General features: G+C 61.1%; 17 protein-coding genes and 4 tRNA genes. 18 read left to right on the top strand and 3 right to left on the bottom strand.

Annotated features, from left to right (window positions below; genetic code table 11):
* Nucleotides 1-30: 30 nt before the first annotated feature.
* Nucleotides 31-1,227 (bottom strand): amino acid aminotransferase, encoded by a 1,197-nt coding sequence (locus KVG85_RS10865; RefSeq protein ID WP_016773918.1) that lies wholly within the window; start codon nt 1,225-1,227, stop codon nt 31-33.
* Nucleotides 1,228-1,564: 337 nt separating this feature from the next.
* On the opposite strand from KVG85_RS10865, the gene uvrB reads away from it, so the two are divergent.
* The 11 genes from uvrB (at nt 1,565) to KVG85_RS10810 (ending at nt 9,704) form a co-directional block, all read left to right on the top strand.
* Nucleotides 1,565-3,580, top strand: coding sequence for an excinuclease ABC subunit UvrB (uvrB, locus tag KVG85_RS10860; RefSeq protein ID WP_024012378.1), 2,016 nt, complete (start codon nt 1,565-1,567; stop codon nt 3,578-3,580).
* A 164-nt stretch (nt 3,581-3,744) separates the two neighbouring features.
* Nucleotides 3,745-5,226 carry a glutamate--tRNA ligase gene (gene gltX, locus KVG85_RS10855; RefSeq protein ID WP_016773920.1) on the top strand — a complete coding sequence of 494 codons (1,482 nt, stop codon included), beginning with the start codon at nt 3,745-3,747 and terminating at the stop codon, nt 5,224-5,226.
* A gap of 189 nt (nt 5,227-5,415) precedes the next feature.
* Nucleotides 5,416-5,491 (top strand) — tRNA-Ala (locus tag KVG85_RS10850).
* A gap of 79 nt (nt 5,492-5,570) precedes the next feature.
* Nucleotides 5,571-5,646, top strand: a tRNA-Glu gene (locus tag KVG85_RS10845).
* 53 nt (nt 5,647-5,699) lie between these two features.
* Nucleotides 5,700-5,775 (top strand) — tRNA-Ala (locus tag KVG85_RS10840).
* An 80-nt stretch (nt 5,776-5,855) separates the two neighbouring features.
* A tRNA-Glu gene (locus tag KVG85_RS10835) sits at nt 5,856-5,931 on the top strand.
* 182 nt (nt 5,932-6,113) lie between these two features.
* Entirely contained in the window at nt 6,114-6,653 is a 540-nt protein-coding gene (locus KVG85_RS10830; RefSeq protein WP_016773921.1) for a TetR/AcrR family transcriptional regulator, read from the top strand.
* Between the two features lie 30 nt (nt 6,654-6,683).
* Complete coding sequence (locus KVG85_RS10825) at nt 6,684-7,517, top strand: alpha/beta fold hydrolase (protein WP_016773922.1); 834 nt, start codon at nt 6,684-6,686, stop codon at nt 7,515-7,517.
* Nucleotides 7,518-7,563: 46 nt separating this feature from the next.
* A complete protein-coding gene (locus KVG85_RS10820; protein WP_217863843.1) occupies nt 7,564-8,007 on the top strand; it encodes an acyl-CoA thioesterase in 444 nt (147 codons plus the stop codon).
* Nucleotides 8,008-8,182: 175 nt separating this feature from the next.
* Nucleotides 8,183-9,142, top strand: a complete 960-nt coding sequence (locus KVG85_RS10815) for a tRNA dihydrouridine synthase (RefSeq protein ID WP_217863842.1) — start codon at nt 8,183-8,185, stop codon at nt 9,140-9,142.
* Nucleotides 9,143-9,260: 118 nt separating this feature from the next.
* Complete coding sequence (locus KVG85_RS10810; RefSeq protein WP_039762036.1) at nt 9,261-9,704, top strand: Hsp20 family protein; 444 nt, start codon at nt 9,261-9,263, stop codon at nt 9,702-9,704.
* Nucleotides 9,705-9,756: 52 nt separating this feature from the next.
* Here KVG85_RS10810 and KVG85_RS10805 read toward each other — a convergent pair whose 3' ends face one another.
* Complete coding sequence (locus KVG85_RS10805; RefSeq protein WP_217863841.1) at nt 9,757-13,035, bottom strand: PAS domain S-box protein; 3,279 nt, start codon at nt 13,033-13,035, stop codon at nt 9,757-9,759.
* A 63-nt stretch (nt 13,036-13,098) separates the two neighbouring features.
* The gene (locus KVG85_RS10800) at nt 13,099-13,989 is read right to left on the bottom strand and encodes a LysR family transcriptional regulator (RefSeq protein ID WP_024012384.1); all 891 of its coding nucleotides are present in this window, start codon (nt 13,987-13,989) and stop codon (nt 13,099-13,101) included.
* Nucleotides 13,990-14,128: 139 nt separating this feature from the next.
* On the opposite strand from KVG85_RS10800, the gene leuC reads away from it, so the two are divergent.
* The 7 genes from leuC (at nt 14,129) to KVG85_RS10765 (ending at nt 23,550) form a co-directional block, all read left to right on the top strand.
* Nucleotides 14,129-15,547: a 3-isopropylmalate dehydratase large subunit gene (leuC, locus tag KVG85_RS10795; RefSeq protein ID WP_016773930.1), complete on the top strand. Its 1,419-nt coding sequence runs from the start codon at nt 14,129-14,131 to the stop codon at nt 15,545-15,547.
* Nucleotides 15,548-15,559: 12 nt separating this feature from the next.
* Complete coding sequence (gene leuD, locus KVG85_RS10790; protein WP_024012386.1) at nt 15,560-16,204, top strand: 3-isopropylmalate dehydratase small subunit; 645 nt, start codon at nt 15,560-15,562, stop codon at nt 16,202-16,204.
* Between the two features lie 132 nt (nt 16,205-16,336).
* Nucleotides 16,337-17,104 (top strand): class I SAM-dependent methyltransferase, encoded by a 768-nt coding sequence (locus KVG85_RS10785; protein WP_217863840.1) that lies wholly within the window; start codon nt 16,337-16,339, stop codon nt 17,102-17,104.
* A gap of 55 nt (nt 17,105-17,159) precedes the next feature.
* The gene (gene leuB / locus KVG85_RS10780) at nt 17,160-18,242 is read left to right on the top strand and encodes a 3-isopropylmalate dehydrogenase (RefSeq protein WP_016773933.1); all 1,083 of its coding nucleotides are present in this window, start codon (nt 17,160-17,162) and stop codon (nt 18,240-18,242) included.
* A gap of 66 nt (nt 18,243-18,308) precedes the next feature.
* Complete coding sequence (gene asd / locus KVG85_RS10775; protein ID WP_071171651.1) at nt 18,309-19,421, top strand: aspartate-semialdehyde dehydrogenase; 1,113 nt, start codon at nt 18,309-18,311, stop codon at nt 19,419-19,421.
* Between the two features lie 248 nt (nt 19,422-19,669).
* Complete coding sequence (locus tag KVG85_RS10770; protein ID WP_217863839.1) at nt 19,670-20,680, top strand: aspartate-semialdehyde dehydrogenase; 1,011 nt, start codon at nt 19,670-19,672, stop codon at nt 20,678-20,680.
* A 209-nt stretch (nt 20,681-20,889) separates the two neighbouring features.
* Nucleotides 20,890-23,550 (top strand): motility hub landmark protein FimV, encoded by a 2,661-nt coding sequence (locus KVG85_RS10765; protein ID WP_217863837.1) that lies wholly within the window; start codon nt 20,890-20,892, stop codon nt 23,548-23,550.
* Nucleotides 23,551-23,764: the final 214 nt, after the last annotated feature.

Raw genomic sequence — 23,764 nt, 5'->3', positions numbered from 1 at the left:
AGGCTTCCCGTTTTTCATCACTCGCCGAAATCAGATGACCTGAACGATCGCGTCCGTCACAGCCTTGATGTTGCTCTGGTTCAGCGCGGCCACGCAGATGCGGCCGGTGTCCAGGGCGTAGATGCCGAACTCGTTGCGCAGGCGATGCACTTGTTCAGTGGTCAGGCCGGAGTAGGAGAACATACCGCGCTGACGACCGACGAAGCTGAAATCGCGGCCTGGGGCTTTTTCCGCCAGCAGGGCAACCATCTGCTCGCGCATGCCGCGAATACGCAGACGCATCTCGGCCAGCTCGGCTTCCCACTGCGCGCGCAGTTCCGGGCTGTTCAGCACCGCAGCAACGATGCTGGCGCCGTGGGTTGGCGGGTTGGAGTAGTTGGTGCGGATAACGCGCTTGACCTGCGACAGCACGCGCGCGCTTTCTTCTTTCGATTCGCTGATGATCGACAGTGCGCCAACGCGTTCGCCGTATAGCGAGAACGATTTGGAGAACGAGCTCGAGACGAAAAAGGTCAGGCCGGATTCGGCGAACAGGCGCACAGCGGCGGCGTCTTCGTCGATGCCGTCGCCGAAACCCTGGTAAGCCATGTCAAGGAACGGCACGTGACCTTTGGCCTTGACCACTTCCAGTACCTTGTTCCAGTCCGCCGGGGTCAGGTCGACGCCGGTCGGGTTGTGGCAGCAAGCATGCAGGACAACGATCGAGCCGTTCGGCAGGGCGTTGAGGTCGTCGAGCATGCCGGCACGGTTCACGTCATGGGTGGCAGCGTCGTAGTAACGGTAGTTCTGCACCGGGAAACCAGCGGTTTCGAACAGTGCGCGGTGGTTTTCCCAGCTCGGGTCGCTGATCGCCACGACGGCGTTCGGCAGCAGTTGCTTGAGGAAGTCGGCACCGATTTTCAGTGCGCCGGTCCCGCCGACGGCCTGAGTGGTGATGACGCGACCGGCGCTGATCAGCGGCGAGTCGTTGCCGAACAGCAGTTTCTGCACGGCCTGGTCGTAGGCGGCGATACCATCGATCGGCAGGTAACCGCGCGAAGCGTGTTGCGCGACGCGAATCGTCTCGGCTTCGATCACCGCGCGCAGCAGTGGAATTCGCCCCTCTTCGTTGCAGTACACGCCCACGCCCAGGTTGACCTTGGTGGTCCGGGTATCGGCGTTGAATGCTTCGTTGAGGCCCAGGATTGGATCGCGGGGTGCCATTTCGACAGCGGAGAACAGGCTCATTATTACGGCGGCTCTGAATGGAGAGTGGAGGGACGTGTCGCGCTCCAGCCGAATGCACTAGAGCGGTGCACAAACGGGGAGCTAGTATAGAGGCCATCACCGCGCAATGGCGACAGGCGAATCGGCTTTTAGGGTAAGTTTTTCCGATTATTTCTTGACCGTTAGTCGATTGACTTTGTCAGACTCTTTACCGGATGTAGGACGTTTGCCTTGAAAGGTCAGGCAATCGCCACCACATTCAGCACAATCCAGGTTTTTTCTTGCGCGACATCGGTCGTTTGCGGTCGTCCTCGTGGTGCTCCGTCTGACGCGGAACGCCGCGATTCCAGAGGTGTGTATGTCGGAATTCCAGCTAGTCACCCGCTTCGAGCCTGCCGGCGATCAGCCGGAAGCCATTCGCCAGTTGGTTGAGGGCATTGACGCCGGGCTGGCGCACCAGACATTGCTCGGTGTGACCGGTTCGGGCAAGACCTTCAGCATCGCCAACGTCATCTCCCAGGTCCAGCGGCCGACGCTCGTACTGGCGCCGAACAAGACCCTGGCCGCGCAGTTGTACGGGGAGTTCAAGGCGTTCTTCCCGAACAACGCCGTTGAATACTTCGTTTCCTATTACGACTACTACCAGCCCGAAGCCTATGTGCCGTCGTCCGACACCTTCATCGAGAAGGACGCCTCGATCAACGACCACATCGAGCAGATGCGCCTGTCCGCAACCAAGGCCTTGCTGGAGCGCAAGGACGCGATCATCGTCACCACGGTCTCATGCATCTACGGTCTGGGCAGTCCGGAAACCTATCTGAAAATGGTCTTGCACGTTGATCGCGGTGACAAGCTTGATCAGCGCGCGCTGTTGCGGCGCCTGGCCGACCTGCAATACACCCGCAACGACATGGATTTCGCCCGGGCGACGTTCCGCGTGCGCGGTGATGTGATCGATATCTTCCCGGCGGAGTCCGATCTGGAAGCGATCCGCATTGAGCTGTTCGATGACGAGGTCGAGAGCATTTCCGCCTTCGACCCACTGACCGGCGAAGTCATCCGCAAGATGCCGCGCTTCACTTTCTACCCGAAGAGCCACTACGTGACGCCTCGGGAAACCCTGCTCGATGCTATCGAAGGCATCAAGGTCGAATTGCAGGAGCGCCTCGAATACCTGCGCAGCAACAACAAACTGGTGGAAGCCCAGCGTCTGGAACAGCGCACCCGTTTCGACCTGGAAATGATCCTCGAACTGGGCTATTGCAACGGCATCGAAAACTACTCGCGTTATCTGTCCGGGCGTCCGGCCGGCGCGGCGCCGCCCACCCTTTACGACTATCTGCCTGCCGACGCCTTGCTGGTGATCGACGAATCCCACGTCAGCGTGCCGCAGGTCGGCGCGATGTATAAAGGCGACCGTTCGCGTAAAGAGACGCTGGTCGAGTACGGCTTCCGCCTGCCTTCGGCGCTGGATAACCGGCCCATGCGTTTCGACGAGTGGGAAGGGGTCAGCCCGCAGACCATTTTCGTCTCGGCAACGCCCGGCAACTACGAAGCCGAGCACGCCGGGCGCGTGGTCGAACAAGTGGTGCGGCCGACTGGCCTGGTCGACCCGCAGGTTGAAGTGCGGCCGGCGCTGACCCAGGTCGATGACTTGCTCTCGGAAATCACCAAGCGTGTGGCGATCGAAGAACGTGTGCTGGTCACCACGCTGACCAAGCGCATGGCCGAAGACCTGACCGATTACCTCGCCGACCACGGCGTGCGCGTGCGTTACCTGCACTCGGACATCGACACCGTTGAGCGCGTCGAGATCATCCGCGATTTGCGCCTCGGCGTGTTCGATGTGCTGGTCGGGATCAACCTGCTGCGTGAAGGCCTCGACATGCCGGAAGTGTCGCTGGTGGCGATTCTCGATGCCGACAAGGAAGGCTTCCTGCGTTCCGAGCGCTCGCTGATCCAGACCATTGGCCGTGCGGCGCGTAACCTCAATGGCCGGGCGATTCTCTACGCCGATCGCATGACCGGTTCGATGGAGCGGGCGATTGGTGAGACCGAGCGCCGTCGCGAGAAGCAGATCGCTTTCAACCTGGAAAACGGCATCACCCCGAAAGGTGTGATCAAGGACGTCGCCGACATCATGGAAGGCGCCACCGTGCCGGGTTCGCGCAGCAAGAAGCGCAAAGGCATGGCCAAGGCCGCCGAAGAGAACGCCAAGTACGAAGCCGAGCTGCGCTCGCCAAGCGAAATCACCAAACGCATCCGCGCGCTGGAAGAGAAGATGTACCAACTGGCGCGGGATCTGGAGTTTGAAGCGGCGGCGCAGATGCGTGACGAGATTGCCAAACTGCGCGAACGATTGCTTACGGTCTAAGGGATCGTTCCCTGTGGGAGCGAGCTTGCTCGCAAATGGGGGCGACTCGGTATAAGCGAGTCCCGGTCTCCGGCTTAAATACCCTGCCCGCTGGAGCGGGGCGGGTGTCGCCTGTTACCATTCGCCGCTTGATTGTTCTGCTCTTCATTTTTTCGAGACAAGCCATGACCACCGTCCGCACTCGCATCGCGCCATCGCCTACCGGGGACCCCCACGTAGGTACCGCTTACATCGCATTGTTCAACTACTGCTTTGCCAAGCAGCATGGCGGTGAGTTCATCCTGCGCATCGAAGACACCGATCAGTTGCGTTCGACCCGCGAGTCCGAACAGCAGATCTTCGACGCCCTGCGCTGGCTCGGCATCGACTGGAGCGAAGGCCCGGACGTCGGCGGCCCGCACGGCCCCTACCGGCAGAGCGAGCGCGGCGATATCTATCAGAAGTACTGCCAGCAACTGGTCGACATGGGCCATGCGTTCCCGTGCTTCTGCACCGCTGAAGAGCTGGACCAGATGCGCGCCGAACAAATGGCCCGGGGTGAAACTCCGCGCTACGACGGCCGCGCACTGCTGCTGTCGAAGGAAGAAGTCGCCGCGCGCCTGGCCGCTGGCGAACCGCACGTGATTCGCATGAAGGTGCCGAGCGAAGGCGTCTGCGTGGTGCCGGACATGCTGCGTGGCGACGTCGAGATCCCGTGGGATCGCATGGACATGCAAGTGCTGATGAAGACCGACGGCCTGCCGACGTACTTCCTCGCCAACGTCGTCGACGATCACCTGATGGGCATCACCCACGTGCTGCGTGGCGAAGAGTGGCTGCCATCGGCACCGAAACTGATTTTGCTGTACGAATACTTCGGCTGGGAACAACCAGAGCTGTGCTACATGCCGCTGCTGCGTAACCCGGACAAGAGCAAGCTGTCCAAGCGCAAGAACCCGACCTCGGTGACGTTCTACGAGCGCATGGGCTTCATGCCGGAAGCGATGCTCAACTACCTCGGGCGCATGGGTTGGTCGATGCCGGACGAGCGCGAGAAGTTCTCGCTGCAGGAAATGGTCGACAACTTCGACCTCAAGCGTGTCTCCCTCGGCGGGCCGATCTTCGATATCGAGAAGCTGTCATGGCTCAACGGCCAGTGGCTGCGCGATCTGCCGGTGGAAGAGTTTGCCGCCCGCGTGCAGAAGTGGGCGTTCAACTCTGAATACATGATGAAAATCGCGCCGCACGTGCAGGGCCGGGTTGAAACGTTCAGCCAGGTCGCACCGCTGGCAGGGTTCTTCTTTGCTGGCGGCGTGAATCCGGATGCCAAGCTGTTTGAGTCGAAAAAACTCTCCGGCGATCAGGTTCGCCAGTTGATGCAGTTGATCCTGTGGAAACTGGAAAGCCTGCGGCAGTGGGAGAAGGACAGCATCACCGCGACGATTCAGGCGGTGGTCGAATCCCTCGAGCTGAAACTGCGCGACGCGATGCCGCTGATGTTTGCTGCGATCACCGGGCAGGCGAGTTCGGTGTCGGTGCTCGATGCGATGGAAATCCTCGGCCCGGATCTCACCCGATTCCGCTTGCGCCAGGCGATTGACCTGCTGGGCGGCGTGTCGAAGAAAGAAAACAAAGAGTGGGAAAAGCTCTTGGGCGCCATCGCCTGATTGCTTTTGCTTCTTTGTAGAAGCTGCCGAAGGCTGCGATCTTTTGATCCTGCCTTCGGCGTTTCTCCCGAATTTACGGGGGAGGGCGGTAAGTGATTGTTATCCCGGCAAAAAATTTTGAAATTTTTCAAAAATAAGTTTGACAGGCTTTCGATACGCCCTTAAGATTCGCCCCGTCCTCAGCGATGAGGGGCTATAGCTCAGCTGGGAGAGCGCTTGCATGGCATGCAAGAGGTCGACGGTTCGATCCCGTCTAGCTCCACCAATTTACACTTCGAGGTCTGGCCACACCGGCCTTGAAGCGATCAACACTCAGCGTTGATCAGTTGTATAGAAGGGTTTGCGTCCCCTTCGTCTAGTGGCCTAGGACACCGCCCTTTCACGGCGGTAACAGGGGTTCGAGTCCCCTAGGGGACGCCAGTTTTACAGAAGTGATGTTGCAAGAGATCACTCCGCCGCGAGGCGAAAAATCCGGGGCTATAGCTCAGCTGGGAGAGCGCCTGCATGGCATGCAGGAGGTCAGCGGTTCGATCCCGCTTAGCTCCACCAATTTTACAGTTCAAGGTCTGGCCACACCGGCCTTGAATCGATCAGCTCTCAGCACTGATCAGTTGTATAGAAGGGTTTGTGTCCCCTTCGTCTAGTGGCCTAGGACACCGCCCTTTCACGGCGGTAACAGGGGTTCGAGTCCCCTAGGGGACGCCACGATTACCCGCTCTGCGGGATTTTATAAGGGTCATTCAATTATTGAATGGCCCTTTTGTTTGTCCGGCGTTTGGCCAACTCTCCTTTTTCCTTACACTGTGCTTCAGACCAGCGGTCATATTCATGACTTGCGGAATATTATTATGGGAATAATATTCTAGTCGTAATATTCGGAGGCAACGATGAACGATAAAAAAGCTCAAACCCGCGAACGCATCCTCAAGGCTGCCAGCGCCGCACTGATTCAGCGCGGCCCGGCTGACCCGAGCGTGGGCGAAGTGATGGGCGCCGCCGGCCTGACCGTCGGCGGCTTCTACGCCCACTTCGAAAGCAAGGACGCGATGATGCTCGAAGCGTTCAAGCAACTGCTGGGCCGGCGTCGCGACCTGATTGCCGACATGGACGCCGATCTGACCGGCGAAGAGCGTCGCGCTTTGGTGGCTGCGTTCTACCTGTCACGCAAACACCGGGATTCCAGCGAAGCCGCATGCCCGATTCCGGCCTCGATTGGCGAATTGGGGCGTTTGCCGGAGTCGTTCCGCATCGCGCTGAACGAGCATCTGGAGCTGATGGTCGCGCAACTGGCCGCCAGCCCTGAAGACACCGACAAGGCTTTGGCCGATGTCGCGTTGATGGTCGGTGGTCTGGCCTTGGCTAGGGCGCTGGGTCCGGGAGAGTTATCCGATCGATTGCTGCGCGCCGCCAAGTCGGCGGTGCGTTGACCTGAAGGCAACAAGCCTGAGGAGAGTGCGATGAACGCGTTGAAGTGGGTTCGTGGCGTTAACGGTACCTTGGGCTGGTTTGCACCGAAGCTGGTGGCAAGCAAAATGCGTCTGGCGTTCATGACGCCCCGCGCGCTACCGCTGCGGGATTGGGAGCTGCCGCTGTTGGCCAGCTCCGAACGCATCACGTTGCGCTTCGGCCTGTCGGCGCTGCGCTGGGGCCAAGGCCCGACAGTGTTGCTGATGCATGGTTGGGAAGGGCGGCCAACGCAATTCGCCTCGCTGATCAATGCTCTGGTCGATGCCGGCTATACCGTCGTCGCGCTCGACGGTCCGGCTCACGGTCGCTCTCCTGGGCGGGAAGCCAATGTAGTGCTGTTCGCCCGCGCCATGCTCGAAGCCGCTGCCGAATTGCCGCCGCTGCAAGCGGTTATCGGCCATTCCATGGGCGGCGCCAGCGCGATGCTCGCCGTGCAATTGGGCCTGCGCACCGAAACCCTGGTCAGCATCGCCGCACCGTCGCGCATTCTCGGCGTACTGCGCGGATTCGCGCGCATGGTCGGCATGCCGCCGCGTGCGCGCTCGGCGTTCATTCGTCAGGTCGAGCAGGACGTCGGCATGCGCGCCGCGACGCTTGACGTTGCCCACTATCAACTGGATATGCCCGGCCTGATCGTGCACGCCGAGGACGACAATTTCGTCTCGGTCAAGGAATCGCAATTGATTCACGAGGCCTGGTTCGACAGCCGCCTGCTGCGCCTGGAAAGCGGCGGCCATCAGCGGGTGCTGGCCGACCCTCGAGTGATTGATGGTGTGTTATCACTGCTTGCCGGTCGCAGCCTTCAGGCGCGCCAATCGGCCTGAGCTCCGTTACACTGCCCCGGTTGAATACTTTGACCGGGAGTGGGGCATGGGCTGGGATCGGGCAACGCCGTTTATCATTGATCTGCAAGTAGGCGCCGAAGACATCGACGGGCTCGGGCACGCCAACAACGCAGTTTACGTGACCTGGCTCGAGCGCTGCGCCTGGCGCCATTCGCAGCGCCTCGGCCTGGATCTGGTCGAATACCGGCGGCTGGATCGGGCGATGGCCGTTGTCCGCCACGAAATCGACTACCTGGCCGCCGCCTATGAAGGTGATGAACTGCAACTGGCGACGTGGATCGTCGATTGGGACCAGCGCCTGAAAATGACCCGGCATTTCCAGCTCAAACGCCCCAGCGACAACGCCACCCTGTTGCGCGCGCAGACCACATTTGTCTGCATCGAGCTGTCGACCGGCAAGCCCAAGCGCATGCCGGCTGAATTTATCGAAGGCTATGGCCCGGCTATCCAGATCGCAGAGGCAATATAAATCTCACCCTGTGGGAGCGAGCCTGCTCGCGAAAGCGTCGGGTCAGTTACGCATCTATCAGCTGACAGACCGCCTTCGCGAGCAGGCTCGCTCCCACGAAGAGATGTGTTCTCCTGCGGTCTTCCACGATATCCAGTAAACTGCCGCACGTTTTTTCTTCAAGTAGTGTTTCCCCATGCAAATTGCTCTGGCGCCCATGGAAGGGTTGGTCGACGACATCCTGCGCGACGTGCTGACCCGCGTTGGCGGCATCGACTGGTGCGTGACCGAATTCATTCGGGTCAACGACCAGTTGCTCACCCCGGCGTACTTCCACAAGTTCGGCCCCGAGCTGCTCAACGGCGCTCGCACCGCGTCCGGTGTGCCGCTGCGCGTGCAGTTGCTCGGTTCCGATCCGGTGTGCCTGGCGGAAAACGCCGCGCTGGCCTGCGAACTCGGTTCTGAAGTGATCGACCTCAACTTCGGCTGCCCGGCCAAGACCGTCAACAAATCCCGCGGCGGCGCCGTGCTGCTGAAGGAGCCGGAGCTGCTCAATCAGATCGTCGAGCATGTCCGTCGCGCCGTACCGGCGCACATCCCGGTCACCGCGAAAATGCGCCTGGGTTTCGACAGTCCTGACGGCTCGCTGGTCTGCGCCACGGCACTGGCCGAAGGCGGGGCAGAGCACATCGTCGTACATGCGCGGACGAAAATGGACGGTTACAAACCGCCGGCTCATTGGGAGTGGATCCCGCGCGTGCAGGACGTGGTCAAGGTGCCGGTGTTCGCCAACGGCGATATCTGGAGCGTCGAAGACTGGCGCCGTTGCCGCGAAATCAGCGGCGTCGAAGACATCATGCTTGGTCGTGGCCTGGTCTCCCGCCCGGATCTCGCTCGGCAGATCGCTGCTGCTCGTGCTGGTGAAGAGGTCGTCGAGATGGCTTGGGCCGAGCTGATGCCGCTGATTCAGGACTTCTGGCTGCAGGCCAAGGCGCAGATGACCGCGCGCCAATCGCCTGGTCGCCTCAAGCAATGGCTGGCCATGCTCACGCGCAACTACCCGGAAGCCGCCGAGCTTTTCACCGTTCTGCGCCGCGAAACCGAGCCGGATCAAGTCTCGCGCTTGCTCGGATTGCCGCTCGTCGAGGCCGCATAAAAATCTCAAAATAATCTCTTGAAATCAAAACAGCGGTCCCTATCTAAGGGTTACGCGATGCCGAATTCGGGTCGCGGAGACACAAAACCTTGCTGATTGTTTTCAGGAGATTTGAATCATGAGTACTGCATTTTCTCTCGCGCCACTGTTCCGTTCCTCGGTAGGTTTCGACCGTTTCAACGACCTGTTCGAAACCGCCCTGCGTAACGAGCCAGGCAGCAGCTATCCACCCTACAACGTTGAAAAACACGGTGATGACCAATACCGTATCGTCGTTGCGGCCGCCGGTTTCCAGGAAGAAGACCTGGACCTGCAAGTCGAGAAGGGTGTGCTGACCATCAGTGGCGGCAAGCGTGACACTGACGAAAGCGTCACGTTCTTGCATCAAGGCATCGCCCAGCGAGCCTTCAAGCTGTCGTTCCGTCTGGCCGATCACATCGAGATCAAGGACGCTGCCCTGCGCAACGGCCTGCTGAGCATCGACCTGCTCCGTGTGATCCCGGAAGAAGCGAAAGCCAAGCGCATCCCGATCAATGGAGCGCAGCAGCCTGTCCTGCAATAACCCCAGGGCAACAAAAAAGGGCGCCAGCGATGGCGCCCTTTTTTTGCGTCCGCTATTCGAGCAGAATTTTCAGATCCTCCAACCCCACTGGCCGGCTGTGCAGATAACCCTGATACAAATGGCATTCCAGCCCCTGCAAAAACGCCAGCTGTGCTGGCGTCTCCACGCCTTCGGCAATCACTTCCAATTCCAGGCTGCGGGCCATCGCGACAATTGCGCGAATGATCTCCGCGACATTGGAATCGGTGGTCGCATCGCGGATGAACGACTGGTCGATCTTCAACGTGTCTACAGGCAGACGCTTCAAATAAGTCAGCGACGAATAACCGGTGCCGAAGTCGTCCATGGCGAAGCTCACGCCGAGCTTTTTCAGGCGGCGCATTTTGCTGATGGTGTCTTCCAGATTCTGGATGACGATGCCTTCGGTGATTTCCAGTTTCAGCAGCGAGCAGGGCAGGCCGTGGCTGGTCATGCTGTGTTCGATGCGTTCGACGAAATCGTTCTGGCGGAACTGCCGGGGACTGATGTTCACGCACAGGCTGAAGTTGAGCGGGTCGACCAGTTTCAACGCGATCAGTTGTTTGAAGGCGTTGCAGGCTTCATCGAGGATCCACGTGCCGACTTCGAGAATCAGGCCGCTGTCTTCCAGTACCTTGATGAACTCGGTGGGCGATTGCGCGCCGAGTTCGGGATGGTTCCAGCGCACCAGGGCTTCGGCGCCAATGATGCGGTTGTCGCGGGCATCGACCTGTGGCTGAAAGTGCACGTTGAACTCGCCGCGCGACAGCGCCAGGCGCAGGTCGGTCTCCATACGTAGGCGTTCGCTGGCCGCTTTCTGCATGGTGTTGTGATACATCTGCGTGGTGTTGCGCCCGGAATCCTTGGCCCGGTACAGGGCGATGTCGGCGCGTTTGAGCAGGTCGGTCGGGGTCGAGCCGTGATCGGGAATCAGCGCGACGCCAATGCTCGGCGTCACTTGCAGGCGCTGGCCATCGAGGAACATCGGCTCCGAAAGCAATTCGCGAATGGTGTCGGCCAGCGCGCGCACTTGCTCGCTGACTTCACTGCGCGAACCTTCGAGGCCGCTGAGCAATACCACAAACTCATCGCCACCGAGGCGCGCCACCGTATCTTCCATGCGCACGCTGGCTTCGAGCCGCGCGGTGATGATTTTCAGCACGGTGTCGCCGACCGGGTGGCCGAGGGAATCGTTGATGTGCTTGAAGTGATCGAGGTCGAGAAACAGCAAGGCGCCGCGCAGATTGTGGCGCTTGAGCAGGGCGATCTGCTGACTCAGGCGATCCATCAGCAGGGCGCGGTTGGGCAGGTTGGTCAGCGGGTCGTGATAGGCCAGGTGACGAATCTGCGCTTCGGCGTTCTTCAACAGGCTGACGTCGCGCGCGGTCAGCAGCAGGCACGCGGTTTCATTGAGGGTGATCGGCTCGACCGAGACTTCCACCGTGAGCAATTCGCCGCGCTTGTTGCGCCCGAGCATTTCCTGATGATGCACGCGGCCCTTGATCTGTAACTCGGCGAGTAAGGTCGAGCGTTGTTTCTCTTCGGCCCAGATCCCCACCTGATAAACGGTTTTGCCCAACACTTCGTCGGCGCGGTAGCCGGTGAGGCGACAGAAGCCATCGTTGACCTCCAGATATCGCCCGGTGTCGCGCTCGGTGATGGTGATGGCGTCGGGACTGGAGTGAAACGCCTTGGCGAATTTTTCTTCGCTGGCCTTCAGCGCTGCTTCCGAGCGTTGTTGCTGGGTGATGTCGCGCAGGGTGGTGACGATGCACGGCTGGTCGCCGACGCTGATCTGCCGGCTGGAAATCACGCAGGTCAGCGACTGGCCGTCCTTGTGCTGGACGAGAATGGCCACGTTGCTCAGGCCTTGTTCGCGAATCACCCGTTCGATGCGTTGCAGGCTTTTCGCCGAGGCGTCCCACAGGCCGATTTCCTCGGCGGTGTGGCCAATCACATCGGCGGCGCTCCAACCAAAGGTCTGGCTGAAGCTGGAATTGATCTCGATGAATTCCCCGGTTTCCTGGCGCGTGACGCAGATCGGATCGGGGCTGACCTGAAACAGCGTGGCGAATTTCTCTTCTGAAGCCACCAGACGCTGTTCGCGCTCGACCTGATCGGTGATGTCCAGCAACGTGCCGGCCATGCGCAGCGGTGCGCCGTTGTCGTCGCGATAGAGACGCGCGCGGCTTTCCAGATAGCGCGAGCTGCCGTCGGGCAATTGCACGCGGTAGGTCAGTTGATAATTGCCGGCGGGGCCTTCGCGCAGGCTGCGGTAGGCGTCGCGCATGCTGTCGCGCTCCTCGCCCGGCACGCCTTCGAAAAACTCCTCGAATGATTCATGGAATGGAATCGGCTCCAGCCCGTGCAATTGCGCAGCGCGCGCCGAGCCGTAGAGCATGCCGCTGGGGATGTGCCAGTCCCAGGTGCCCAGTTGCGCTGAATCCAGCGCCAGGTCGAGGCGTTCCTGGCTGTCCTTCAAGGCCAGTTCGGCGGCTTTGCGTTCGGTGGTGTCGAGGAACGTGCTGAGCAGATAGGGCTGGCCTTCGAGCTCGACCTTCTGCGCGCTGAGGATGCCGTCGTGCACCTGGCCATTGCTGGCGCGGAACTGCACTTCCATGCTGATCAGCTCGCCCTTGGCTTTGGTTTTCTTCACCAGTTCGGCGCGTTGCTCGGGATGCACCCACAAGCCCAGTTCCAGGGTGGTGCGGCCGATTGCGCTTTGCACCGGCCAGCCGAACAGGCTTTCGAAATACTGGTTGGCCTCGCTGATCAGACCGTCATCCTGACGGGTCAGCAGAACCATGTTCGGGCACAGGTGGAAAAGTGTCGCGAAACGTTTCTCCGAGCTGCTCAGGGCCTGCTCGCGCTGGCGTTGGTGGGTGATTTCGCGAATCACCCCGATCATTCGGGGCCGGCCGTTCTTGTCTGGCAGCAGGCTGCCGCTGATCTCCAGCCAGTGCAGGCTGCCGTCGGGCCAGCGGATGCGGTGATGCATCGCCTGCTCCAGCGGCGCGCCGGCGATCACCGCGTGGAAGGCGCGTACGGTTTTCGCGCGGTCTTCCGGCGGCAACAGGTCGAGGTATTCCAGGTCGGCGGGTAATGGCTGCCGTGGATCGAAACCGAACAATGCCTGAGTGCCCCGCGACCAGCTGATCTGCCCACGCTCGATGTCCCAATACCAGGCACCGAGCCGCGCGCCGTTGAGCGCGGCGAGCAATTGCGGCGCGCTTTCCCAGCTCTGCTCGGAATGGCGCGGATCGACAGCCTGGATTCGCGGCATCGGCGGAGTTCGGTCAACAGATTTCGGCATTGTCAGCGGGCCTTGAGCTGAGTGGCGTTAGGCACAGGAGCGGCTCTATAGGAGTAGCACAAGTCAGGCCGGGATCCCTGGCCGATCGATTTGTGCATCCAGCAGGGCCATGAAGGCGCGTGCTGCATTCGATAGCGTCCGTTCGGTGTGCAAGATATAGCCTAGCTGGCGAGTGAGCTGTATGCCCGGCAATGCGATGCTTGCCACTTGTTCGTCGAGCATGGTGCGCGGCAGCACGCTCCAGGCCAGGCCAATGGAGACCATCATCTTGATGGTTTCCAGGTAGTTGGTGCTCATGGCGATGTTCGGCGTCAGGCCCTGGGCTTCGAACAAGCGCTGGACGATGTGGTGGGTAAAGGTGTTGCCGCCGGGGAAAACCGCCGGATGGCCGGCGATGTCCGCCAGACTGACGGCACCGTTGTTGATCAGCGAATGCTCCGGGGCGACGACGAAATCCAGCGGGTCGTCCCATACCGGCGTGGCTTTGACCAGAGTATGCGGCTCCGGCGCGAGGGTGATGACCGCCAGTTCTGCGCGGCCGTGGAGAATTTCCTCGTAGGCCACTTCCGAATCAAGGAACTGAATATCCAGCGCAACCTGTGGGTAGCGGCGGGTGAACTCCCTTAAGAGAGGCGGCAAGCGGTGCAGGCCGATGTGGTGACTGGTGGCTAGCGTCAGGCGACCGCTGACCTCGCCGGTCAGGTTGGTCAGGGCACGGCGGGTGTCGTCGAGCACATTGAGAATCTGATAAGCCCGTGGCAGCAGGGCGCGCCCGGCCTCGGTCAGGCCGACTTCGCGGCCCAAGCGGTCGAACAGGCGCACCTTCAATTGCTGCTCAAGACCGGCGATGCGCTTGCTGATCGCCGGTTGGGTCAGATGAAGGCGTTCGCCAGCGCCGGAGAAGCTGCCGGTCTCGGCGATGGCAATAAAAGCGTTGAGGTTAGCCAGGTCCATGTCGCATTCCAGTTGGTTATCCAAAGCATAAAAAATATGAATTTGAGTTATTTAATCTAACCCCATAGGATCGGCCTCACAAGCCAAAGGGTTATTGATAAGCCCAGGGCATAGAAACAAGCTGATGAGGAACCGTCTGATGGCCGGCAAAACGCTCTACGACAAGCTCTGGGATTCGCATTTGGTCAAGCAGCGCGACGATGGCTCGGCGCTGATCTATATCGATCGTCACATCATCCACGAAGTGACTTCGCCGCAAGCTTTCGAAGGCTTGCGTCTGGCCGGGCGCAAGCCTTGGCGCATCGATGCCAACATTGCGACCCCGGATCACAACGTACCGACCACCCCTGAGCGTAAGGGCGGCATCGAAGCCATTGCCGATCAGGTTTCGCGTTTGCAGGTGCAGACCCTCGACGACAACTGCGATGAATACGGCATCGTCGAATTCAAGATGAACGACGTGCGTCAGGGCATCGTTCACGTGATCAGTCCGGAGCAGGGCGCGACCTTGCCGGGCATGACCGTGGTCTGCGGTGACTCGCACACTTCGACCCACGGCGCATTCGGGGCATTGGCCCACGGTATCGGCACCTCCGAGGTCGAGCACGTGCTCGCCACGCAGTGCCTGGTGGCCAAGAAAATGAAAAACATGCTGGTGCGCGTCGAAGGCCAATTGCCGTTCGGCGTGACCGCCAAGGACATCGTCCTTGCGGTGATCGGCAAGATCGGCACCGCCGGCGGTAACGGCCACGCCATCGAATTTGCCGGCAGCGCGATCCGCGATCTGTCCGTTGAAGGCCGCATGACCATCTGCAACATGTCCATCGAAGCCGGCGCCCGCGTCGGCCTGGTGGCGGCGGATCAGAAGACCATCGACTACGTCAAAGGTCGTCCATTCGCGCCGAAAGGCGAGCAGTGGGACATGGCCGTCGAAGCCTGGAAAGACCTGGTTTCCGATGCCGATGCCAAATTCGACACCGTGGTCGAGCTCGACGCCGCGCAAATCAAGCCGCAAGTCAGCTGGGGCACTTCGCCTGAGATGGTTTTGGCTGTTGATCAGAACGTGCCGGACCCGGCCAAGGAAATGGATCTGGTCAAGCGCGACTCGATCGTCCGCGCCTTGAAATACATGGGTTTGACCGCCAACCAGGCGATCACCGACATTCAGCTCGATCGCGTGTTCATCGGTTCCTGCACCAACTCGCGCATCGAAGACTTGCGCGCCGCTGCGGTGATCGCCAAGGGCCGCAAGGTCGCCTCGACCATCAAGCAGGCGATCGTCGTGCCGGGCTCGGGTCTGGTCAAGGCGCAGGCGGAAGCCGAAGGTCTCGACAAGATTTTCCTGGAAGCCGGTTTCGAATGGCGCGAGCCGGGGTGCTCGATGTGCCTGGCGATGAACCCCGACCGTTTGGAGTCCGGCGAGCATTGCGCGTCGACGTCCAACCGTAACTTCGAAGGCCGTCAGGGCGCCGGTGGCCGTACCCACCTGGTCAGCCCGGCGATGGCAGCGGCGGCAGCAGTGAACGGCCGTTTCATCGACGTTCGTGAATTGATCTAAAAGGAGCGCAGCATGAAAGCTTTTACCCAGCACACTGGTCTTGTCGCGCCTCTGGATCGTGCCAACGTCGACACCGATCAGATCATTCCCAAGCAGTTCTTGAAGTCGATCAAGCGCACCGGTTTCGGTCCGAACCTGTTCGACGAGTGGCGTTATCTGGATGTCGGCCAGCCTTATCAGGACAACTCCAAGCGCCCGTTGAACAAGGATTTCGTCCTCAACGCCGAGCGCTATCAGGGTGCCAGCGTATTGCTCGCCCGCGAGAACTTCGGTTGCGGTTCGAGCCGTGAACACGCGCCGTGGGCGCTGGAAGAGTACGGTTTCCGCAGCATCATCGCGCCGAGTTACGCTGACATCTTCTTCAACAACAGTTTCAAGAACGGCCTGCTGCCGATCATTCTCAGCGATGCAGAAGTTGATGAACTGTTTAAGCAGGTTGAAGCCGAGCCGGGTTATCAATTGCAGATCGACTTGCAAGCGCAGACCGTGACCCGCCCGGATGGCAAGGTGTACAGCTTCGAGATCGATGCGTTCCGCAAGCACTGCCTGCTCAATGGTCTGGACGATATCGGCCTGACCTTGCAGGACGGCGATGCTATTGCGACGTTCGAAGCCAAGCATCGGGTTAGTCAGCCGTGGTTGTTTCGCGACGCCTGATTCGAGATTGATGTAGTCAGGGCGGGCCCCTTCGCGAGCAGGCTCGCTCCCACCTTGGAATGCATTCCCCTGTGGGAGCGAGCCTGCTCGCGAAGACGGCAGCGCAAACAACATAGATACCAGGATGTGACCATGACCAGCACCGCCCAGCACACCCAGGTCGTCCAGAAGCAATTCGGCGAACAGGCCGCCGCTTACCTGAGCAGCGCGGTTCACGCCCAAGGCAGTGAATTCGCACTGCTACAAGCTGAGCTGGCCGGGCAGGGCGAGGCGCGGGTGCTGGACTTGGGTTGCGGCGCCGGTCACGTCAGCTTTCATGTGGCACCGCTGGTCAGGGAAGTGGTGGCTTACGACCTGTCGCAGCAAATGCTTGATGTGGTTGCCGGCGCTGCCGTCGATCGCGGCTTGAGCAACATCATTACCGTCAACGGTGCTGCCGAGCGCTTGCCGTTCGCCGATGGCGAGTTCGATTTTGTATTCAGCCGCTATTCGGCGCATCACTGGAGCGACCTTGGCCTGGCGTTGCGCGAAGTACGTCGGGTGCTGAAGCCGGGCGGGGTGGCAGCGTTCGTTGATGTGTTGTCACCGGGCAGTGCGTTGTTCGACACTTACCTGCAAAGCGTTGAAGTGCTGCGCGACACCAGCCACGTGCGCGACTACTCCGCCGCCGAGTGGCTGCGCCAGGTCAGCGAAGCCGGTCTGCATGTGCGCAGTACCACCCGGCAGCGCCTGCGTCTGGAGTACAGCAGTTGGGTCGAGCGCATGCGCACACCTGACGTGATGCGCGCGGCGATCCGCCAGTTGCAGCAGTCGATGGGCAACGAAGTGCGTGAGTATTTTGAGATAGATGCCGACGGCTCGTTCAGTACCGATGTGATCGTACTGATGGCCGAGCGATAAGAATTTTTCCCGGCGCGCCGTTCAGTGGCGCACCGCTTGAAGACACGAGGAAAGCATGAGCAAGCAGATTCTGATTCTCCCGGGTGACGGTATTGGTCCGGAAATCATGGCCGAAGCGGTCAAGGTGCTGGAATTGGCCAATGACAAGTACAGCTTGGGCTTCGAGCTGAGCCACGACGTGATCGGTGGCGCGGCCATCGACAAGCATGGCGTGCCGCTGGCTGACGAAACCCTTGATCGCGCCCGCGCTGCCGACGCCGTGCTGCTGGGCGCTGTCGGTGGGCCGAAATGGGACACCATCGAGCGTGATATCCGCCCTGAACGCGGTCTGCTGAAAATCCGTGCGCAACTGGGCCTGTTCGGCAACCTGCGCCCGGCGATCCTCTATCCGCAACTGGCCGACGCGTCGAGCCTGAAGCCGGAAATCGTTGCCGGTCTGGACATCCTCATCGTCCGTGAGCTGACCGGCGGCATTTACTTCGGCGCGCCGCGTGGTACCCGTACGCTGGACAATGGCGAGCGTCAGTCCTACGACACCCTGCCGTACAGCGAAAGCGAAATCCGCCGCATCGCCCGTGTCGGTTTCGACATGGCCATGGTGCGTGGCAAGAAGCTCTGCTCGGTGGACAAGGCCAACGTGCTGGCATCCAGCCAGTTGTGGCGCGAAGTGGTCGAGCAGGTGGCCAAGGATTACCCGGAAGTCGAGCTGAGCCACATGTACGTCGATAACGCCGCCATGCAGTTGGTGCGCGCACCCAAGCAGTTCGACGTGATCGTCACCGACAACATGTTCGGCGACATCCTCTCCGATGAAGCGTCGATGCTCACCGGTTCGATCGGCATGCTGCCGTCGGCCTCGCTGGATTCCAACAACAAGGGCATGTACGAGCCGTGCCACGGTTCGGCGCCGGACATTGCCGGTAAAGGCATTGCCAACCCGCTGGCGACGATCCTGTCGGTGTCGATGATGCTGCGTTACAGCTTCAATCTGCACGACGCTGCCGATGCCATCGAAAAAGCCGTCAGCGTCGTGCTCGATCAGGGCTTGCGCACCGGCGACATCCACTCGGCCGGTTGTACCAAAGTCGGTACGCAGGAAATGGGCGACGCAGTAGTCGCCGCGCTGCGGAATCTGTAATCTCTCGGGCCCGCTGCGAAATTCAATACAAAGCAGCGGCCCACTTTTCAAGAAGGTGTAGTTGCGATGAAACGTGTAGGTCTGATCGGTTGGCGCGGGATGGTCGGTTCCGTGCTCATGCAGCGGATGCTGGAAGAGCAGGATTTCGATCTTATCGAGCCGGTGTTTTTCACCACGTCCAATGTCGGTGGCCAAGGCCCGTCCGTGGGCAAGGACATTGCTCCGCTCAAGGACGCTTACAGCATTGACGAGCTGAAGACCCTCGACGTGATCCTGACCTGCCAGGGCGGCGACTACACCAGCGAAGTATTCCCCAAGCTGCGTGAAGCCGGCTGGCAGGGTTACTGGATCGACGCGGCGTCGAGCCTGCGCATGAACGATGACGCGGTGATCATTCTCGACCCGGTCAACCGCAAGGTCATCGACCAGCAACTGGACGCGGGCACCAAGAACTACATCGGCGGCAACTGCACCGTCAGCCTGATGCTGATGGGGCTGGGCGGTCTGTTCGAGGCCGGTCTGGTCGAGTGGATGAGCGCCATGACCTATCAGGCGGCCTCCGGTGCCGGCGCGCAGAACATGCGTGAACTGATCAAGCAGATGGGCGCGACCCACGCCGCTGTCGCCGATCAACTGGCCGACCCGGCCAGCGCGATCCTCGACATCGACCGTCGCGTGGCCGAGGCCATGCGCAGCGAAGCCTACCCGACCGAAAACTTCGGCGTACCGCTGGCCGGCAGCCTGATCCCGTGGATCGACAAGGAACTGCCGAACGGCCAGAGCCGCGAAGAGTGGAAGGCCCAGGCCGAGACCAACAAGATCCTCGGTCGCTTCAAGAGCCCGATCCCGGTCGACGGCATCTGCGTGCGCATCGGCGCCATGCGCTGCCACAGCCAGGCGCTGACCATCAAGCTGAACAAAGACGTACCGATCGCCGATATCGAAGGGCTGATCAGCCAGCACAACCCGTGGGTCAAGCTGGTACCGAACAACCGCGAGATCAGCATGCAGGAGCTGAGTCCGACCAAGGTCACCGGCACCCTGAATGTACCGGTCGGTCGTCTGCGCAAGCTGAACATGGGTTCGCAATTCGTCGGTGCCTTCACCGTCGGCGACCAACTGCTGTGGGGCGCGGCCGAACCGCTGCGCCGCATGCTGCGGATCCTGCTGGAGCGTTGATCGCTTGAAGCAATGAAGAAGCCCGTGCCTTGAAAGAGGTGCGGGTTTTTTTATGCCAAGGATTTCTCGGTTGTCTGGGCTGTGGTCTTCGCGAGCAGGCTCGCTCCCACATTTGAAATGCATTCCTTCTGTGGGAGCGAGCCTGCTCGCGAAAGGGCCGGCACAGCCGCCGCAAATCCTGCAGAAATTGCCTGTGCGCCACCCACCCGGTAAAGTGCCGCTCCCCCCGTTTTGCCAGAGGTAGCTCCATGACCCAGACTTTCGATATCGCCGTTATCGGCGCCACCGGTACTGTCGGCGAAACCCTCGTACAGATTCTCGAAGAACGCGACTTCCCGGTCGGCAACCTGCACCTGCTGGCCAGCAGTGAATCGGCCGGCAGCTCGGTGCTGTTCCGCAACAAAAACGTCCGCGTGCGCGAGGTCGACGAGTTCGATTTCAGCAAGGTCAGACTGGTGTTCTTCGCCGCTGGCGCTGCGGTGTCGCTGAGCTACGCCGCTCGCGCCCATGCTGCCGGTTGCTCGTTGATCGACCTGTCCGGCGCGTTGCCTGCCGATCAGGCGCCACAAGTGGTGCCCGAGGCCAATGCCGATATTCTCGCCAGTCTGAAAAGCCCATTCCAGGTCAGCAGCCCAAGCCCGTCGGCCACTACGCTTGCGGTGGTGCTGGCGCCGCTGCTCGATCTGATCGATCTGCAATACGTCAACGTCACCGCCAACCTGGCCGTTTCTGCGCAAGGTCGCGAGGCGGTCACCGAGCTCGCGCGGCAGACAGCCGAGCTGCTGAACATGCGTCCGCTGGAGCCGTCCTTCTTTGATAGGCAGATGGCGTTCAACCTGCTGGCGCAAGTCGGTACGCCTGATGCGCAAGGCCACACGCTGCTGGAAAAACGACTGGTTCGAGAGCTGCGCCAGGTGCTGGCGAAACCTTTATTGAAGATTTCTGCCACTTGCGTTCAAGCCCCGGTGTTTTTTGGCGATAGCTTTAGCGTGACCTTGCAGTCAGGCAGCGCTGTTGACCTGGAAAAGGTCAACGCCGCGCTCGAGGCTGCACCGGGCATCGAGCTGGTCGAGGCCGGCGATTATCCGACCGCGGTCGGCGATGCGGTGGGGCAGGACGTGGTCTACGTAGGCCGCGTGCGGACGGGCGTCGACGACCCGGCGGAACTAAATCTTTGGCTGACGTCAGATAACGTACGCAAAGGCGCGGCTCTCAACGCCGTGCAACTGGCTGAGTTGTTGATAAAAGACCTGCTGTAAAAGATACTTGGCAACAATTTGTCGACTGATTCTAGGTGAGCGCTATGCTTGCCCGAAGCGCGTCGATGACGAGTCACCCTCCGGGACTTTCCGGGGCAGCACCGAAATGATCGCGCGCGGCGACCCTCGTCGTCGCGTGCAATGCCTTACGGCAGCGGTATTCAAAAGCTTCTCGCTGGCCGAGGAACGTTCAAACAAAGGATGAGGCTATGGTTCAAGTTCGCAAACTGGTGTTAGCAATAGCGGCCGCCTCGGCGCTGTCCTCCGGTATGGCGCATGCCCTCGGGCTCGGGGAGCTGACCCTGAAGTCGACCCTGAACCAGCCGTTGGTGGCTGAAATCGAGCTGCTCGACGTCAAGGATCTCACCGCCGCCGAGGTGGTGCCGAGCCTGGCTTCCCCTGAGGATTTCGCCAAGGCCGGCGTTGATCGGCAGGCCTTTCTCAATGATCTGACGTTCACCCCGGTACTCAACGCCAGCGGCAAAAGCGTGTTGCGCGTGACCTCGAGCCAACCGCTGTCGGAACCGATGGTGAAGTTCCTCGTGCAGGTGATGTGGCCCAATGGCCGCCTGCTGCGTGATTACAGTGTGCTGCTCGATCCGTCGAAGTTCTCGCCGCAGACCGCTGACGCCGCCGCGCAACCGGCGCCGTCGCAGACCATCACCGCGCCAACCACTGGCGCCACCCATCGCAATCAATACACCACCACGCCGCGCGACACCCTGTGGGAAATCGCCGCGAAGGCGCGCAACGGTGGCTCGGTGCAGCAGACCATGCTGGCGATTCAGGCGCTCAATCCGAATGCCTTTATCGACGGCAACATCAACCGTCTGAAAACCGGCCAGGTGCTGCGTCTGCCCGACCCGGTACAAAGCACGGCGCTGCCGCAGTCGGCAGCCATCGCTGAAGTGGCGGCGCAGAACGAAGCCTGGCGTCAGGGCCGGCGTTATGCGGCCAAGCCTGGCACCGGTCAGCAGCAGTTGGATGCAACCAATCGCGGTCGTGGCAATACCGGTACAGCGGCTAACACTCAGGACAATCTGAGCCTGGTCTCGGCGGAAAGCGCCAAGCCCGGTGCGAAAGGCCCGGCCGGCGACGCCAAGGCGCTGAGCAACAAACTGGCAATCACCCAGGAAAACCTCGACACGACCCGTCGTGACAACGAGGAACTGAAAAGCCGCATGGCGGATCTGCAGAGCCAGTTGGACAAGCTGCAAAAGCTGATCGAGCTGAAGAACAATCAACTGGCGAAGATGCAGGCCGACGGCGCCGGCGCTGCGCCTGGCGCCACTGCTGCTGTGCCGCCGGTGCCGGCGATCACTGCCGAACTGGCCGCAACACCGCCAGCCACTCCGGCCGACGCCGCAGCGGCTTCACCGACTCCAGAGTCGGCCATCGCGCCGCCAGCGGAAGCCCCGGTTGAGCCAGTCGTCGAGCCGGTGGTCGAAACCACGCCGCCTGCTGCCGCCGATGACGACAAAGCCTTCAATGAACTGCTGACCAATCCGATCCTGCTCGGCCTGATCGGCGGCGGTGCGGTGGTTCTGCTGCTTCTGCTGTTGCTGCTGGCGCGCCGTCGCAAAGCCCAGCAGGAAGCCGAAAAGCACCTGCGCATGGCCCGCGCTCTGGCTGAAGAGCAAGAGTTCTCCGCTGAGCAGGATCTGCCGGAAAGCAGCTTCTCTGGCCTGGAAACCCCGGCAGCCAGCGTCAAGCTCAATACGCCAGCTCCGGCACCTGCGCCAACTCCAGCGCCGGTCGTCACTCCGGTGGTGATGGCTGCGCCGATTGCCGCACCACTGGTGGCCCCGGCCGGCGAGCGCTCCGATGACGTGCTCGACAAAGCGCAATCGCACATCAATGCCGGTCGCCTGAATCAAGCCGCCGCGCTGTTGGAAGAGGGCGTCAGCCTTGAGCCGGAACGCAGCGATCTGCGCCTGAAGTTGATGGAAGTCTACGGCCGGCAGGGTGATCGCGATGCGTTCGCCGCACAGGAGCGTCAACTGGTGGCCAATGGCGATAACTTCGCCAAGGTCGAAGCGCTGAAAAGCCGCTTCCCGGCAATGGCTGTGGTCGCTGCCGGTGGGCTGGCGGCTGCCGCCGTCGCTGCCGAGCTGGACGCGCAGTACGTCAAGGAACTGTTGCAGGACGAGCCGCAAGCGCCCGAGACTGCCGCTGACGATCTCGACACCGCGTTCGATTTGAGCCTGGACGACCTCGACAACATCACCCCGGTCGATCCTGCGCCAGCGGTCGAGCCAGAGGCGCCTGTCGAGCTCGACGCGTTTCCGGCCGAAGACGATCTGAGCTTCGCTTCGGTGCTGCAAGAGCAGACCGAGATGAAAGACAATCTCGACGATCTGTCGGACTTCGATCTGGATATGGATCTCGGCGCCGAACCATCGCCGGCCACGTTGGCTGAAGATGACTTCCTGCTGGATCTTGATGACGGTGTGAAAGATCTGCCGCCGGTCGAGACGCCGGTAGTTGCTGACGTGCCGCAGGACGATCTGGAGCTGCCAGCCGATTTCGACCTGTCGCTGGCGGATGAAATGGACAGCAACCCAGCTGCTGAGCCGGATGCCTTCGCGGCCGAGCTGGACGACGTCAATGCCGAGCTGGATCGCCTGTCGCAAAGCATGGCCGAGCCGAGCTTCACCGAAGCGGACGCGGCGATGGGTGATGATCTGGGCGAGGATGATTTCGATTTTCTCGCCGGCACTGACGAGGCGGCGACCAAACTCGATCTGGCCCAGGCCTACATCGACATGGGCGACGCCGACGGTGCGCGCGACATCCTCAACGAAGTGTTGACCGAGGGTGACGAGAAGCAGCGGGGCGAGGCCAAGGAAATGCTTTCCAACCTGGCGTAAGTTCAGCGGTAAACAACAAGCGGCAGCCCGGTGGGGCTGCCGTTTTTGTTGGTGCCGGATTCGGCGGTGTCTGATCGATTGCTTTCGCGAGCAGGCTCGCTCCCACAGGGGGGACGCATTGCAAATGTGGGAGCGAGCCTGCTCGCGAAGAGGGCGGTACTGCCGATAGAGAACTCTGGCATCCCCGGCCCACCGCCTTATAATGCCCGCCTTT

The organism is Pseudomonas triticicola (assembly GCF_019145375.1).
GTDB classification, from domain to species: domain Bacteria; phylum Pseudomonadota; class Gammaproteobacteria; order Pseudomonadales; family Pseudomonadaceae; genus Aquipseudomonas; species Aquipseudomonas triticicola.
This window is presented reverse-complemented; position numbering and strand designations above follow the sequence as displayed.

Coding starts and splice junctions, on each gene's coding strand:
- KVG85_RS10805 (WP_217863841.1), bottom strand. CDS start 13,035: ATGCCGAAATCTGTTGACCGAACTCCGCCGATGCCGCGAATCCAGGCT.
- KVG85_RS10810 (WP_039762036.1), top strand. CDS start 9,261: ATGAGTACTGCATTTTCTCTCGCGCCACTGTTCCGTTCCTCGGTAGGT.
- uvrB (WP_024012378.1), top strand. CDS start 1,565: ATGTCGGAATTCCAGCTAGTCACCCGCTTCGAGCCTGCCGGCGATCAG.
- KVG85_RS10820 (WP_217863843.1), top strand. CDS start 7,564: ATGGGCTGGGATCGGGCAACGCCGTTTATCATTGATCTGCAAGTAGGC.
- KVG85_RS10800 (WP_024012384.1), bottom strand. CDS start 13,989: ATGGACCTGGCTAACCTCAACGCTTTTATTGCCATCGCCGAGACCGGC.
- KVG85_RS10815 (WP_217863842.1), top strand. CDS start 8,183: ATGCAAATTGCTCTGGCGCCCATGGAAGGGTTGGTCGACGACATCCTG.
- asd (WP_071171651.1), top strand. CDS start 18,309: ATGAAACGTGTAGGTCTGATCGGTTGGCGCGGGATGGTCGGTTCCGTG.
- gltX (WP_016773920.1), top strand. CDS start 3,745: ATGACCACCGTCCGCACTCGCATCGCGCCATCGCCTACCGGGGACCCC.
- KVG85_RS10785 (WP_217863840.1), top strand. CDS start 16,337: ATGACCAGCACCGCCCAGCACACCCAGGTCGTCCAGAAGCAATTCGGC.
- leuD (WP_024012386.1), top strand. CDS start 15,560: ATGAAAGCTTTTACCCAGCACACTGGTCTTGTCGCGCCTCTGGATCGT.
- KVG85_RS10765 (WP_217863837.1), top strand. CDS start 20,890: ATGGTTCAAGTTCGCAAACTGGTGTTAGCAATAGCGGCCGCCTCGGCG.
- leuB (WP_016773933.1), top strand. CDS start 17,160: ATGAGCAAGCAGATTCTGATTCTCCCGGGTGACGGTATTGGTCCGGAA.
- KVG85_RS10830 (WP_016773921.1), top strand. CDS start 6,114: ATGAACGATAAAAAAGCTCAAACCCGCGAACGCATCCTCAAGGCTGCC.
- KVG85_RS10825 (WP_016773922.1), top strand. CDS start 6,684: ATGAACGCGTTGAAGTGGGTTCGTGGCGTTAACGGTACCTTGGGCTGG.
- leuC (WP_016773930.1), top strand. CDS start 14,129: ATGGCCGGCAAAACGCTCTACGACAAGCTCTGGGATTCGCATTTGGTC.
- KVG85_RS10865 (WP_016773918.1), bottom strand. CDS start 1,227: ATGAGCCTGTTCTCCGCTGTCGAAATGGCACCCCGCGATCCAATCCTG.
- KVG85_RS10770 (WP_217863839.1), top strand. CDS start 19,670: ATGACCCAGACTTTCGATATCGCCGTTATCGGCGCCACCGGTACTGTC.